This window comes from Alistipes sp. HGB5, assembly GCF_000183485.2.
GTDB lineage: Bacteria > Bacteroidota > Bacteroidia > Bacteroidales > Rikenellaceae > Alistipes > Alistipes finegoldii.
In genome coordinates this window covers 56,442-70,320 of the sequence record NZ_AENZ01000069.1, presented here as the reverse complement: position 1 = coordinate 70,320, position 13,879 = coordinate 56,442, and the positions used below count along the sequence as shown (strand labels likewise).

9 protein-coding genes are annotated in these 13,879 nt (G+C 55.5%); 7 read left to right on the top strand and 2 right to left on the bottom strand.

The genetic code is table 11. The features are described 5' to 3' along the window. The first annotated feature begins 200 nt into the window (after window positions 1–200). The 7 genes from HMPREF9720_RS11970 to HMPREF9720_RS11940 all read left to right on the top strand — a co-directional run bounded on the left by HMPREF9720_RS11970 (window position 201) and on the right by HMPREF9720_RS11940 (window position 11,975). Entirely contained in the window at window positions 201–1,607 is a 1,407-nt protein-coding gene (locus tag HMPREF9720_RS11970) for an MATE family efflux transporter (RefSeq protein WP_039940607.1), read from the top strand. Window positions 1,608–1,616: 9 nt separating this feature from the next. Further along, window positions 1,617–2,252, top strand: a complete 636-nt coding sequence (locus HMPREF9720_RS11965; RefSeq protein ID WP_009598593.1) for an AAA family ATPase — start codon at window positions 1,617–1,619, stop codon at window positions 2,250–2,252. 31 nt (window positions 2,253–2,283) lie between these two features. After that, window positions 2,284–3,396 carry a peptide chain release factor 2 gene (gene prfB / locus HMPREF9720_RS11960; RefSeq protein ID WP_009598653.1) on the top strand — a complete coding sequence of 371 codons (1,113 nt, stop codon included), beginning with the start codon at window positions 2,284–2,286 and terminating at the stop codon, window positions 3,394–3,396. Window positions 3,397–3,437: 41 nt separating this feature from the next. Then, window positions 3,438–4,775: an exo-beta-N-acetylmuramidase NamZ family protein gene (locus HMPREF9720_RS11955; protein ID WP_009598615.1), complete on the top strand. Its 1,338-nt coding sequence runs from the start codon at window positions 3,438–3,440 to the stop codon at window positions 4,773–4,775. 289 nt (window positions 4,776–5,064) lie between these two features. Beyond that, complete coding sequence (locus HMPREF9720_RS11950; RefSeq protein WP_009598598.1) at window positions 5,065–8,067, top strand: hypothetical protein; 3,003 nt, start codon at window positions 5,065–5,067, stop codon at window positions 8,065–8,067. 697 nt (window positions 8,068–8,764) lie between these two features. Continuing rightward, complete coding sequence (locus HMPREF9720_RS11945; RefSeq protein ID WP_009598659.1) at window positions 8,765–10,846, top strand: hypothetical protein; 2,082 nt, start codon at window positions 8,765–8,767, stop codon at window positions 10,844–10,846. Between the two features lie 433 nt (window positions 10,847–11,279). After that, entirely contained in the window at window positions 11,280–11,975 is a 696-nt protein-coding gene (locus tag HMPREF9720_RS11940) for a hypothetical protein (protein WP_139022496.1), read from the top strand. Between the two features lie 77 nt (window positions 11,976–12,052). Here the strand turns inward: HMPREF9720_RS11940 and HMPREF9720_RS11935 are convergent, their stop codons facing one another. Continuing rightward, window positions 12,053–12,220: a DUF362 domain-containing protein gene (locus HMPREF9720_RS11935; protein ID WP_009598644.1), complete on the bottom strand. Its 168-nt coding sequence runs from the start codon at window positions 12,218–12,220 to the stop codon at window positions 12,053–12,055. Window positions 12,221–12,271: 51 nt separating this feature from the next. Continuing rightward, window positions 12,272–13,543, bottom strand: a complete 1,272-nt coding sequence (serS, locus tag HMPREF9720_RS11930) for a serine--tRNA ligase (protein WP_009598640.1) — start codon at window positions 13,541–13,543, stop codon at window positions 12,272–12,274. Window positions 13,544–13,879 lie beyond the last annotated feature (336 nt).

Below are 13,879 nucleotides of genomic sequence, written 5' to 3'. Positions count from 1 at the left end.
CGCCGCCTGCCGGAACGGACGCCGGAGTGCGGTGCACGGTTTTTGCCGCCCCGGCAGTGTCCGGGGACGGTGGTGGCCGGGGAGTTGTCAGGTTGTGTCCGGGCGGTATGCAGGATGTCCGCCGTGCCGGCCGGTGCCGGGCCGCATGTCCGGGACGATTCCGGGAAATCGGCACTCTACAGGAATATGAACAGGAAATTATGTCTGCAACAATAAAGGGAGCGGCTGCGGAACTCGGAACGGAGCGTATCCGCAAACTGCTCGTACAATATGCCGTGCCGGCGGTCATCGCCATGACGGCCGCTTCGCTCTACAACATGGTCGACAGCATCTTCATCGGCCACGGCGTGGGGCCGCTGGCCATTTCGGGGCTGGCGCTGACCTTCCCGCTGATGAACCTCGCCGCGGCGTTCGGTTCGCTGGTGGGCGTGGGCGCCGCGACGCTGGTGTCGATGCGTCTGGGCCAGCGCGACTATGAAACGGCCCAGAACATTCTGGGCAACGTGGTGGTGCTGAACCTGATTATCGGTCTTTCGTTCGGACTGGTGACGCTGTTGTTTCTCGACCCGATCCTCTATTTCTTCGGAGCCAGCGACGCGACGATAGGCTATGCGCGCGACTACATGACGATTATCCTCTTGGGAAACGTCATCACGCATATGTATTTGGGACTGAACTCCGTGCTGAGAGCTTCGGGCCACCCGCGCAAGTCGATGTACGCTACGATCTATACGGTGGTGATCAACGCTGCGCTCGACCCGCTGTTCATTTACGGTTTCGGGTGGGGCATCCGCGGCGCGGCCGTCGCCACGATACTGGCACAGGTCATCGCGCTCGTCTGGCAGTTCCATATCCTTTCGGATAAGAGCGAACTGCTCCATTTCAGGCCCGGTATCTACCGCCTGCGCCGCAAGATCGTGCGCGACATTCTGGCCATCGGCATGTCGCCCTTCCTGATGAACCTCGCGGCCTGCTTCATCGTGATCCTGATCAACAAGGGGCTGAAACAATACGGCGGCGACCTGATGATCGGCGCCTACGGCATCGTGAACCGGCTGGCGTTCTTCTTCGTGATGATCGTCATGGGCATCAATCAGGGCATGCAGCCCATCGCGGGGTATAATTTCGGCGCCCGGCAGTACGAGCGCGTGCTGCGCGTGCTGAAGCTGACGATCATCGGCGCCACGTGCGTCACGATGGCCGGATTCCTGATGGGCGAGCTGGTCCCGCGGCTGGCGGTGTCTGCCTTCACGAACGATCCCGAACTGATCCGGCTGTCCGTTGAGGGCATGCGCATCGTCTTCATCTGCTTCCCGATCATCGGGTTCCAGATGGTGGCCACCAACTTCTTCATGAGCATCGGCATGGCCGGCAAGGCGATTTTCCTGTCGCTTTCGCGCCAGCTGCTTTTCCTGATGCCGGGACTGATCTTCCTGCCGCACATCTTCGACGTCTATACCCGTTGGGACGGCAGCTGGGGCGTGTGGTGCTCGATGCCGCTCTCAGACCTGCTGGCGTCGGTTGTGGCCTTCTGCATGCTGGCCTACCAGCTGCGTAAATTCCGGGCCAAGATGGATGCGGCCCCGGCAACGAACAACCCCGAATAATCCGCGACTATGAAAGATAAATTCGTCATCAATATCGGGCGGCAGCTCGGAAGCGGCGGCAAGGCCGTCGGCGAGGCCGTGGCGGCGAGACTCGGAATCGGCGTTTACGACAAGCAGCTGATCAATCTGGCCGCCGAGCAGAGCGGCATCTGCCCCGAAATTTTCGAGAAAGCCGACGAAAAAGAGTCGCGCAACCTGTTCGCGACCTTCATCGGCTATCTGCGTTCACCGTTCGTCGGAAGCGAATATTCGGGGAGCAACGTGCTGAGCAGCGATGCGCTGTTCAAAATCCAAAGCGACGTGATCCGCGACCTCGCTTCGCGCGAATCGTGCGTTTTCGTGGGCCGCTGCGCCGACTATATCCTGCGCGATCATCCGCGCACCGTGAATATTTTCATCGCGGCGGGCCGTGCCGAACGTATCGAGCGGCTCTGCCGCCTGCACGGCATCGCGCCCGGAGAGGCGGAGAGCCTGATGGACCGCACCGACGCCCGGCGCGCGGCCTACTACAATTATTACAGCAGCGGCACGTGGGGAATGGCCGAGACCTATGATCTCTGCATCGATTCGTCGGTGCTGGGAATCGACGGCACGACCGGTTTCGTGCTGGAATTCGTGGAACGCAAACTGGGCGTGAAGCCCTGAGCGGCCGCATTTTTTTGCTAATTGATTGCCTATGATACTTGCAGATCAGATAAAGGATTTGGAACAGCGCAGCGGAGCGCTGGAGCGCTGTCTGAACATCGAACAGAAGCGCATCGACCTGCTCAACGAAGAGGAGAAGACCCAAGTGCCGGATTTCTGGGACAACCCGGATCAGGCGCGCGAACAGTTGCGCCGCGTGGCGGCCATCAAGGCGTGGGTGGACGATTACGACGCCGTTGCGAAGGACGTCGAGGATCTTGCGCTGATGCCCGAATTCGTGAAGGAGGGCGTGGTGAGCGAGCAGGAGATGGACGCCCATTATGCGCAGACGCTGGAGCGCATCGAGAAACTCGAAATGCGCAACATGCTGCGCCGCGACGAGGACAAGCTGGGGGCGATTCTCGACATCAACGCCGGGGCCGGCGGCACCGAAGCGCTCGACTGGGCGTCGATGCTGCTGCGCATGTATACCCGCTGGGGCGAGGCGCACGGCTACAAGGTCAAGGTGCTCGACTATCAGGCCGGCGACGAGGTGGGGGTGAAGTCCTGCACGCTGGAGTTCGAAGGCGAGTATGCGTACGGCTACCTCAAGAGCGAGAACGGCGTGCACCGCATGGTGCGCCTTTCGCCCTTCAACGCCAACAACAAGCGGCAGACGACTTTCGCGTCGGTTTTCGTGTCGCCCGCCGTGGACGATACGATCGAGGTGACGGTGAATCCCTCGGACATAGAGTGGGATACGTTCCGCGCCAGCGGTGCGGGCGGTCAGAACGTCAATAAGGTCGAAACCGCCGTGCGCCTGCGTTATCACGGCAAGGATGCCGATACGGGCGAAGCGGTGGAGTTCCTGATCGAGAACATGGAGACCCGCTCGCAGCTGATGAACCGCGAGAACGCCATGCGCATCCTCAAATCGAAGCTCTACCAGCGCGAGCTGGACAAACGCATGGCCACGCAGCAGGCTTTGGAGGCGTCGAAAAAGAAGATCGAATGGGGTTCGCAGATCCGTTCCTACGTCTTCGACGACCGCCGCGTCAAGGATCACCGGACGGGCGTGCAGACCTCGGCCGTCGAAGCCGTCATGGACGGGGGGCTGGACGAATTCATCAAGGCTTACCTGATGGAGTACGGCGCAGAAGCCTGATCCGGGGTTTCGCCGTACGATAAGATTGTTATCTTTGTAAGATGAAGAGACTACTCGTTTTCCTGACGCTTGCGGCCTTGGCCGTCGCGCCGCGCGCTGCGGCACAGGGGGCGCAGCCCGAATCGGCCTGCGGCGCACCGCTTCTGCATGCTCCGGTGCTGGTCGGCATGACCGACACTGCGGCCTATTTCCCGAAACTGAAGGGCCTGCGCGTGGCCGTGCTGGCGAACCATACCGCCGTCGCGCGTTTCTGCGAACCGGCGCAGGGGAAATACGCGGCAGAGGCGGAACAACTGTCGGGAGTATCCGCAGGCGAAGCGGCGGCTTTGCCGGACAGGGCCGGGTGTCGGCCGGCTCGTTTGCCGGGGGCTTCCGCCGACGGGACGATCCATCTGGTCGATCTGCTGCACGGCCGCGGATTCAATGTGACGGGGATCTTTTCGCCCGAACACGGATTCCGGGGAACGGCCGATGCGGGCGAGCATGTCGGAAACTCGGTGGACGAGCGGACGGGAATCCCGATTCGGTCGCTCTACGACGGCAATACCAAACGCCCCTCGGACGAGGCGATGCAGTCGTTCGACGTGCTGGTGGTCGATATGCAGGACGTCGGACTGCGGTTCTACACCTATTATATAACGATGCTCCGCATGATGGATGCCTGTGCCGAATTCGGCCGTACGGTCGTCGTGCTCGACCGGCCCAATCCCAACGGGCATCTGATCGACGGGCCGGTGCTCGACATGAAGTACAAGTCGGGCGTCGGAGCCTTGCCGATTCCCGTGCTGCACGGGCTTACGATGGGCGAGATCGCCCGGATGGCCGTCGGCGAGGGGTGGAGCCGGAAATGCAGGCTGGATGTGGTCTGCTGCCGCAATTACACCCATGCGACACCTTACGGGCTTCCGGTCGCGCCGTCGCCCAATCTGCCGACGCAGCGGGCCGTCTACCTCTATCCGTCGCTCTGTCTTTTCGAAGGGACGGTCGTCAGTCTTGGGCGCGGAACAGACAAGCCATTCGAAATCTACGGCCATCCCGATATGAAGGGGTATGGATTCTCGTTTACGCCACGGCCGACGGCAGGGGCCAAGCATCCGCCGCTGGAGGGACGGCTCTGCCACGGCGCCGACCTGAGCCGAATGCCGCTCGACGAGGCGCGGCAGGTGGGGCTGACGCTGCGCTATGTGATCGAGGCTTATCGCAATCTGGGCTTGGGCGAGCGGTTCTTCACTCCGATGTTCGAAAAACTCATCGGCGTGGGCTATGTCCGCGAGATGATTCTCGCCGGGGCTTCGGAAGCGGAAATCCGCGCGTGCTGGCAGGAGGATCTCAGCCGTTTCCGCCGCCAGCGCCGGCCGTATCTGCTCTATGCGGAGTGAAACTCCCTGTTTTTGAGTGGATTTTAATTTTTATTCGGAATTTTTTTCACCTGCATATTTGCTACATATCTTCGCAATCGGTTCCGGTTCGTAACCGATAACGGGATAACTCTGCCGAGTTGTAACCAAAACGTCCGCCGGATGGATTCGGCGGACGTTTCGTGCCGGAGCCTGCCGGTACAACCGCAGGGATAAATGCCTATCTTTACCTGCGTAGCGATTCTGTAAAACCCTTGCCGGAAGAATGGTTATGTCGATTCTGTCTGTTTACTAATTAAAATTTAAGCCTATGACACTTAGATCCTACATGCGTGTGTTATCGGCTGCCATTGCTCTTCTGTTCGTGGCGGTCGGTTGCAAAGATTCGGACGAAGAAATTCCCCCCCCCTCGGAAAAGTACACCTTTGATATAGCCGTTTCGGATATCAGGGTTGCCGACGCCGTGGTTACCGTAACTCCCAGCGATGCGCTGGCTACCTATTATTGCTCTGTCGTCAAAAAGGCCGATTTCGATAAATTGGGATCCGACGAGGCTTATCTGGACGACGATATCGATTATCTGAAGGCTCAGGCCGAAAAAAAGCAGCTGACCTTTAAAGCCTATCTGGAAACCGTAATCGCCACGGGAAGCGAACCGATCAAATTCGTCACGCTGGAGCCTTCGACCGACTACTATGCCTATGTATACGGCATTACGCCGGAGGGCCGGGTTACGTCCGATTTGAAGAAGACGCCGTTCACGACGGCGACCCCCGAACCGACGGAGCTGACCTTCGAATTCAAGGTGGAGAATATCACCATGACGGCCGCCGATATCGCCGTCATTCCCTCCGACGACGAAGCTCCCTATTATTTCGACGTGATTGCGGCGGCGGCCTACGAGGGAATGTCCGAGGACGAGATTCTCGCCGACGTTTTGGACGCGATCATTCCCGCCTATCTGACGCAGGGACCGGACGGTTACCCTGCGGAGATGTTCGAAGGAATGCTCGCTCTGAAGCCCGGAACCGAATACTATGTCTACGCCATCGGCTACGATGCCGAGAAGGAGGAACCTACTTCGGAGCTGCAGATGTACAAATTCTCGACGACGGCGCCTACGGGCGAAGCGCCTGATCTGACTTTCTCGGCCCGTGCCGGCGATGCCGACGGAAACAACACTTCGACGATGATCTACTGCACTGCCGTGTCGGAGGCCGCCGTATCCGCCAAGATGGCGTGTCTTCCGAAGCAAATCGTGGATGATTTTATCGGGCAGGGCGCTTCGCTCGAAAATATCGCCGATGCCAACGGTCAGGATGTCAAGAGCGAGGATATTGCCGCCCTGAATGCGAAGGGAGGTCTCGGCCTGACGCTGGCGGGCGACGTGATCGTGCCTTCGACGGATTATACGGTGATTTTCAAAGTCGTCTCGGCCGGCGGACGCTCCACGGTGAAGAGCGAAAACGTCTCTACGACCTCCGGTGACGTGCCGCCGTCGGACCTCACTTTCTCCATTGCGGTGACGGAGCTGAAAGCCACCTCGGCCATGGTGACCGTGACGCCCTCGAACGATACCGAGACCTATTTCTTCGATATCCAGCCCAAAAAACTGATCGACGAGAATTTTGCCGACGACGCTTCGCTGATCGCGGCGCTCGATGAAACCTATGCGAAATACGGCGGCATCGCCGGAATGCTGAGCCAAGGCGAAGACGGTTACAAACCGACCTCCCTGACGGCCGGGACCTCCTATTACGTGCTTGCCTTCGGGTACAATACGGCGGCGACGACGGCCGTTACGCGCCATGAGTTTACAACGGAGACAGCGGCGACCTCCGATCTGACGCTGTCGATCGCTATCGACACCTCGGCGGAGCCGATTCCCGGCGGTGTGACGGCTGCGATTACGGCCTCCAACGACGAAGATCCCTATATGCTCGATTTCATGCTGGCCGATGAAATCAAGGGCATGTCCGATGCCGAAATCATCGCTTCCGTCGAGCAGAAGTACGGCCAGATTATCTCGTGGCTGCTGGTGACCGGCGATTATGCGACCGCACCTACGGATTTCGGCGGGGAGCTCGCCATGATGCCCGGCGCCGAATACTATCTCGTCGCGTTCGGATACGACGGCGCTTCGGCGACGACGGGTGTCACGAAAGCCAAGTTCACGGCGGGCGCCGGGCCTGACGCTGCGGGCACCGGATTCACCTTCAAAGTCGAAGACATCACCTCCGGCGGCGCGACGGTAACCGTGGAGACGACCAAAGAGCCCGTTACCTATATCTGGGACGTGATTTCAGATGCCAGCTATACCCAGCTGGGCGGAAACGCCGAAGCGCTTGTGTCGCACGTAACGGACATGTTTGCGCTCTACGGTACGGCGCAATACGGAAATCTGACTCCCGTGCAGGTTATCGCCGGGCTGGGCGCTTGGTATTCGGGCGCTTCCTATGCGTACGGCAAACTCTCTTCCAAAACGGCCTACAGGCCTTACGCCGCATGTGTGGACCTGAGCGGCAACGTTGTCGGCACGCCTGCCGTCGGCGAAATATTCACGACGCTCGAAGCCGTAGCCGGTTCCGCGACGGTGGAGGCGGCCTATGACAAGTACTTCGACGGCGACGAGGCCGTTGCGGCCGGAGTATCATCCAATGCGTCGGGGAAAGCGTATATTCCCGTAACGGTTACCCGTTCGGCTGATGCCGCGCATTGGTACGTAGCCCTTTATACCGGCGATTATACGGACCCCGGAGCGGTTTCCGAAGCCACGATCATCAACGCGCTGAAGTCTCAGGGCGTGAAGGATGCCGCGAAGATTAATTTCACCTGCTCGTGGGATACCCAGTGCACCTTCCTCGCCGTCGCCGAAGACGCATCGGGCAATGTCGGTGAAATCTTCCGGCTGGGAGTGCGCTTCACCAAGTCCGGGGCCTCGCCCATCTCCGAACTGTCGGGAGCGTCGAAAGCCGCGGCCGCAGGCGTTAAACTACCCGTGTTGTGCAGTTCGCTGCTGCCCGGACTCGATGTCCCGAAGGTTTTCCGGCCGCTCGAAGAGCCGAACATGCCGCAGGCCGCTGCTTCGCAGTTGATAAATCTGCGCCGGGAGCGGACCTCGGCCCTGTCCGAAAAGATGGTCCGGGGTGCGGAAATGTCCGGCAACGCAGAGGCGTTATCCGGTGGCAAACCCGCTCAGATCAAATGCCTTGTCGGCATAAATGCAGGCTTGAAGCAGGCTGAAGAGGTCTCCTTGAAGACGGCGGCTGCGGCCCGGTCTCCGAAAAACAGAGTCCGGACTCCCAGAAGATAGCCTCTTCCGTATTCCTATAATCGAGCTGCGGCGCATATGCGCCGCAGTTTTTTCGTTCTGCGCGAATCTGCTGCCGGATGCCCGCAGCCTGCTGTTCCGGCCCGCACCGAGGTCCGGCATGCGTTGAAAATAAATTTTTTGAAAAAATCTGAAAAATATTTTTTGCTTCAAAAATATCACTGAATATTGCCGTCGATGATTGGATTTTGTAATCAAATGCCCCCGGATTTCTCAATATTGTAATCAAACGGCCTGCGAAACCTGATCCGGCATGCCGTTTTTCTTGTATCTGAATGATACAATTACGAATATAAATACTTATATTTGCTAACGTAATATAATTTTTAGCGTTCCTTGCCGGACGAATTGTTATATCTTGTCAATTTTATTAATTTAATTTTAAGCCTATGACGCTCAAATCTTACTTGCGCATGTTATTGGCAGCCGTGACTCTTCTGTTTGTCACCTCAGGCTGTAATGACGACGACGACAAAGTCGGACCCCCCCCTCTTATTCGTTTAGTGTCGCTGTTTCGAATGTAGCCCAGACCGAAGCTACCGTAACGGTAACTCCCAGCAACGACCAAGCTACCTACTATTATGCGGCTGTAAAGAAGGCCGAGTTCGACACGTTCGAGTCCGACGCGGCCTATGCCCAGCATATTCTCGACAATCTGAAAGCTATCGCGGATAAGAAGGTGCTGCCGCTCAGCGAGTATCTCGCAACGGCCCTCGTCAAGGGAAGCGCACCGCAGAAAATCACCGATCTGACGGCCGGCACCGACTACTACGCCGTTGCGCTCGGCATGCTGACGGACGGCCGCTTCACCTCCGATCTGGTGAAAGAGGCGTTCAAGACGGACGATGCTCCGGAGCCTGCTCCTGAATTGACCCTTTCCATGAGAGCGGGCGACGCCAGCGGTGCGAACACTTCTTCGTATGTCACCTGCCATATCAAGTCCTCGGATATAGTTTCGGCAAAAGCGGCATTCCTTATGAAATCTGCTGTCGATAAGGCGCTTGCCGAGGGAAAAACGCTTGCTGAGATTTTGGCCGGAGTTACGACTGATCCGACACTTAAGACTGAGCAGGTTGAGAAGATAAACAGCGCTGACGGTTATGACCTGCCTTGCCGCGGTGTGCCTGCTGCTACGGCGGTTACGGCGATTGTTTCCGTTACGAGTGCCAATGGAAAAACAACGGTCGATTCAGCTTCGGCAACTACTGATGCTGCTCAGGGCGGCGATTTGACTTTTACTATCGCTGTAACGAATATCGGAGCGAAAGGCGCTGATATTAACATTACTCCGTCTAATAATTCCGATACCTATTATTTTGATATTTATCCGGCTTCCGTTGTCGATCAGATACCTGATGACAATCAGTTGATTGCAGCTATTATTGGCGCGAATGACGGTGATGTTACCAAATATTTGTCTACGGGTCCTGATGGCTATTCTAAGGAGCTGATAGAGCAATATATTCCTTTTGATCCTGAAACGGAATATTGTGTAGTCGCTTTCGGATGTAACGGAACTGCTGGAACAACGGCAGTGACCAAAGAGAGGTTTACCACACTTGCAGATGACGGTGAAACGGGCGATGGTCCGGAACTGACTTTGACACTTCGTGCTGGAGATGCTAATGGTGCAAATACAGACACTAAGGTTTATATGGGAGCCTATGCTCCGACTGCAACAGGTGCGTATTATGGAGTATTTTTAACTTCGGATGTTGAAAAAGTACTTGCTCAGGGAGCTTCTTATGATGCTATAGTTACTCAGAACGGAACAGATATGTCTACTAAAGACGGATGGTTGGACGGGCTTGTTCAGAATCCCGGAATTGGAGTAACCTTTAGTGGATTAGATCCCGCTACTTCCTATACTTGTATTTTAAAAGTTACGGATTCGGCTGGTAAATCGACTACAAAGCATGTCGCAGCCACTACTGAAGGTGGTGGGGAGGCTTCCGATGCTTACAAGGCATGGCTCGGTACGTGGACTTTAACCAGCACTTCGTCTGAGGTGAATGCTGCGCCGCTTTCTTTCGACGTTACGTTCATTCAGGGGGTTGCTAATTCATCCTATAAATTACAAGGATGGGGCATTACTACGATTCGTGACCAGTCGCAGATTCTTCCGTCGGCTAAATTCGATAGTGCTACCGGAAATTTTGAGATATTGGAAGGCCAGAGTTTATATACCGATCCGGAGGATGGAAGTGTCCTGACTCTTACAGGACGGGCACTTTTGCAGGGAAAATATTATATTATTAACGGTGGTTATCCCGGATTTACCGGAAAGCTTAATGCAGATAAAAACTCAGCAACGATTACTCTATATCAAGGAAGTGTCGAGGGAATGGGTAATTTTACTACCAGTTCGATGGACTTCTTCTGGGTTCTTGGACAAGATATTTATTGGCAAAAGGCAGCTGAAGGATATACCGATAAGGATTATCCGATAGGTCCTTATACAATGACAAGGAAGAGTTCAGGTGCTTCTGTAGCTGCTTCGAAGTCTGCTGCTACAATTCTGCATGCAAGTAAACTGTCGAGTGTACTTTCTGGATGTACAGTTCTGTCAACTTCAGTTAAGCAGAATGGCGTGGTATTCGAAAGCCAAGTAGCAATGCCGAGCTCGCTTGTATTCGATCGTCCTGCTGCGTCGGGGACTGTCATTGGCAACAGTGGGAAATTTGAAAATGCTGGATTGAAAAAGCAGATTTCAAATAACTTGGATAATAACACGGATTTCCAACTCTTGAATAGGTTGTAAGAGTTTGAATAATCATATCGAACTGCGGTCCAATTTGGACCGCAGTTTTTTTATTGGAAATATATATGTGCTTCGGACATATGGAGACGGTTTGTGAAAATTTTCATCGGAAAATGAAATAATACGCCTGATTTATTGTGTATTTGAATAATTCAGATATTTTTCCTGCGGCTTTTTATTATTCACCCACTTAAATAATTTAAGCTTTGAAAAAATCCTACTTGTTCCCAAATTTCCTACTGCCGCTATTCGGTGCATTGGCGGTATAGAAGTGATAAGTACAAACGTGTCGTTCTTTACTACGATAGACGGCGGCATTGATCAAATTTCACGGACCGATAAATCGCTGAAACTACGTTTTACAAAATGCGGTGTTTATCAGATATTGGCAACACGGAATTATCGTGATCTTGCGAACCCGTCGGGGCCGATTATGCTCCAACAGGCAACCATTACTTGTCGGGTGGCGTCGCCTGTGGCAAGCATCGAAGGTCCGAGTTCTGTAGCACTCGGTAAAGTTTATAATTTCAGTGTCAATTTTGAAGATCCTGATTATCCTGATCCCAATCTGGAAATCACGGAATCGGTTTTTAATGATCCGCAGTGTACGATTATCAATAACGACGGAGCAGGGAACTATTTGATTCGTTTCGACCAGCCGGGTGCGTATGCGATTAAACCCGGCTTGACATGGGCTAACTCTTCCGATGTTATGAAGGTCGGTCCACATTATTGTGTGGAGGTGTTTTTCAGACCGGAGATGAATTATGGGTTCAGAAAAGGTATTTCTAAACTAGGTGTAATGTATCTGAATCATATTAATTTGTGCGATCAGCAACAAGATGTTTATGCTTCTTTGCCATATAGAGTGTATTTCAAGTATAAAGAGGTGGGCATAAGGTCTAATGGAATTGCTTTTGAGGTCGTTGATTGGAAAGAAATCCGTCAGGCGGCTGGAGAGTCTGGAAAAGTTATTATGCCTGCTACGACAACTCCAATGGATGGCATTTTTATGGGGCCTAATCCGGATCTTCCCGGAGATTATTGGAAAATAGAGATTCCGAGAGATAGATGCTATTCTTTGGAAGAAGCTGGAGGAATTGTTATTCCGGGAAAACCGATTGAATAACTTTCTCAGCCCAACGCCTAAACAACACGCCCGAAGCATTATGCTTCGGGCGTGTTGTTCCATGTTGTAACCGTGCGTTATTCCGGAATGATCGCCTCGCTGGGGCAAACGCCTGCGCAGGTGCCGCAGTCGATGCAGGTGTTGGGGTCGATTACATAGATATCGCCAGCCGAGATAGCCTCTACCGGACATTCGCCGATGCAGGTACCGCAGGCAACGCAGGAGTCGGTGATTTTGTAAGCCATTTTTGAAAAATTTATTTGTTAATGTGTGTATGTAATGACAAATATAGAAACTTATTTGATAATATCAAAACCCGTATAGGGAATCAGCGCTTCGGGAATGCGGATGCCTTCGGGGGTCTGGAAGTTTTCGAGCAGGGCGGCGACGATGCGCGGCAGGGCCAGCGACGAGCCGTTGAGCGTGTGCGCCAGCTGGGTTTTCTTGTCGGCGTCCTTATAGCGGAGCTTGAGACGGTTGGCTTGGAACGACTCGAAGTTCGAGACGGAGGAAACCTCCAGCCAGCGTTTCTGCGCTTCGGAGTAAACCTCGAAGTCGTAGGTGAGCGCCGAGGTGAACGACATGTCGCCGCCGCACAGACGCAGGATGCGGTAGGGCAGGCCGAGCGACTTGACGATCGACTCGACATGCGCCACCATGCCGTCCAGCGCTTCGTACGAGTTCTGGGGCAGGCTCAGCTGCACGATCTCCACCTTGTCGAACTGGTGCAGGCGGTTCAGGCCGCGCACGTCCTTGCCGTAGGAGCCGGCTTCGCGGCGGAAGCAGGGGGTGTAGGCGGTCATTTTTACGGGGAAATCCATTTCGTCGAGGATCACGTCGCGGTAGATGTTCGTGACGGGAACTTCGGCCGTGGGGATCAGGTAGAAATTATCGGCCGTGGCGTGGTACATCTGCCCCTCCTTATCGGGGAGCTGTCCTGTGCCGAAGCCCGAAGCCTCGTTGACCATGATCGGCGGCTCGACTTCGAGATAGCCGGCTTTGGTGTTGCAGTCGAGGAAGTAGTTGATCAGCGCCCGCTGCAGGCGTGCGCCCTTGCCCTTGTAGACGGGGAATCCGGCGCCCGTGAGCTTCACGCCCAGATCGAAGTCGATGATGTCGTATTTGCGGGCCAGCTCCCAGTGGGGCAGCGGGTTTTCGGGCAGTTCGGTGTAGCTTTCGACGAGTTTTACGACGAGGTTGTCCTCTGCGGTTTTGCCCTCCGGGACGATCTCGGCGGGGAAGTTGGGCAGCGTGACGATCGCGGCCTGCAGCTCCTCCTGCACTTCGCGCGATTCGGCCTGCAGGCGGTTCGATTTCTCCTTGAGGTCGGCGACGAAGCGTTTGCGCTCCTCGGCCTCTTCGCGGCGGCCCTGACCCATCAGCGCGCCGATCTCCTTGGCGGCTTTGTTCTGCGCAGCCAGCGTATTGTCCAATTCTACCTGAATTGCCTTGCGGCGGTCGTCCAGCGTTTCGATCTTTTCGATGACGGGTGCGGCGTCCACGCCCTTTTTGGCCAGTTTGCGGATCGCGGCCTCTTTGTCATCGCGGATTTGCTTTAGCGTAAGCATACTATCTGTTGATTTTTGAGTATTCGTATTACAAACCGCAAATTTATAAAAATAGCGGCAATATCGCTCCCGGCGGGCGTTAAATTTTCAACCTCCGTGCGAAAAACGCGTTATGGCCGGGTGGGTGGCGGCGAATCCGGCATGGCGTCTTTCCAGACACTCCGCACCCGGCGGTCTGTTGCCGATGTCTCTGCGCCGCGCGTGCGGTGCGGGCTTCCGAGGTGCTTCCGGGGTGAATTTGGGCCGGGCCGGGCCGGCTTCCGGCGCTTCGGCTTCCGGCGCTTCGTGTTTCAGCGCTTCGGGCGGCGGGACGCAGGGGTACGGGCGGAGAGGGGA

Bases quoted from the DNA above. Each gene is read 5' to 3' on its own strand.
- HMPREF9720_RS11970 (WP_039940607.1), top strand. From the start codon at position 201: ATGTCTGCAACAATAAAGGGAGCGGCTGCGGAACTCGGAACGGAGCGT.
- HMPREF9720_RS11965 (WP_009598593.1), top strand. From the start codon at position 1,617: ATGAAAGATAAATTCGTCATCAATATCGGGCGGCAGCTCGGAAGCGGC.
- prfB (WP_009598653.1), top strand. From the start codon at position 2,284: ATGATACTTGCAGATCAGATAAAGGATTTGGAACAGCGCAGCGGAGCG.
- HMPREF9720_RS11955 (WP_009598615.1), top strand. From the start codon at position 3,438: ATGAAGAGACTACTCGTTTTCCTGACGCTTGCGGCCTTGGCCGTCGCG.
- HMPREF9720_RS11950 (WP_009598598.1), top strand. From the start codon at position 5,065: ATGACACTTAGATCCTACATGCGTGTGTTATCGGCTGCCATTGCTCTT.
- HMPREF9720_RS11940 (WP_139022496.1), top strand. From the start codon at position 11,280: ATGCTCCAACAGGCAACCATTACTTGTCGGGTGGCGTCGCCTGTGGCA.
- HMPREF9720_RS11935 (WP_009598644.1), bottom strand. From the start codon at position 12,220: ATGGCTTACAAAATCACCGACTCCTGCGTTGCCTGCGGTACCTGCATC.
- serS (WP_009598640.1), bottom strand. From the start codon at position 13,543: ATGCTTACGCTAAAGCAAATCCGCGATGACAAAGAGGCCGCGATCCGC.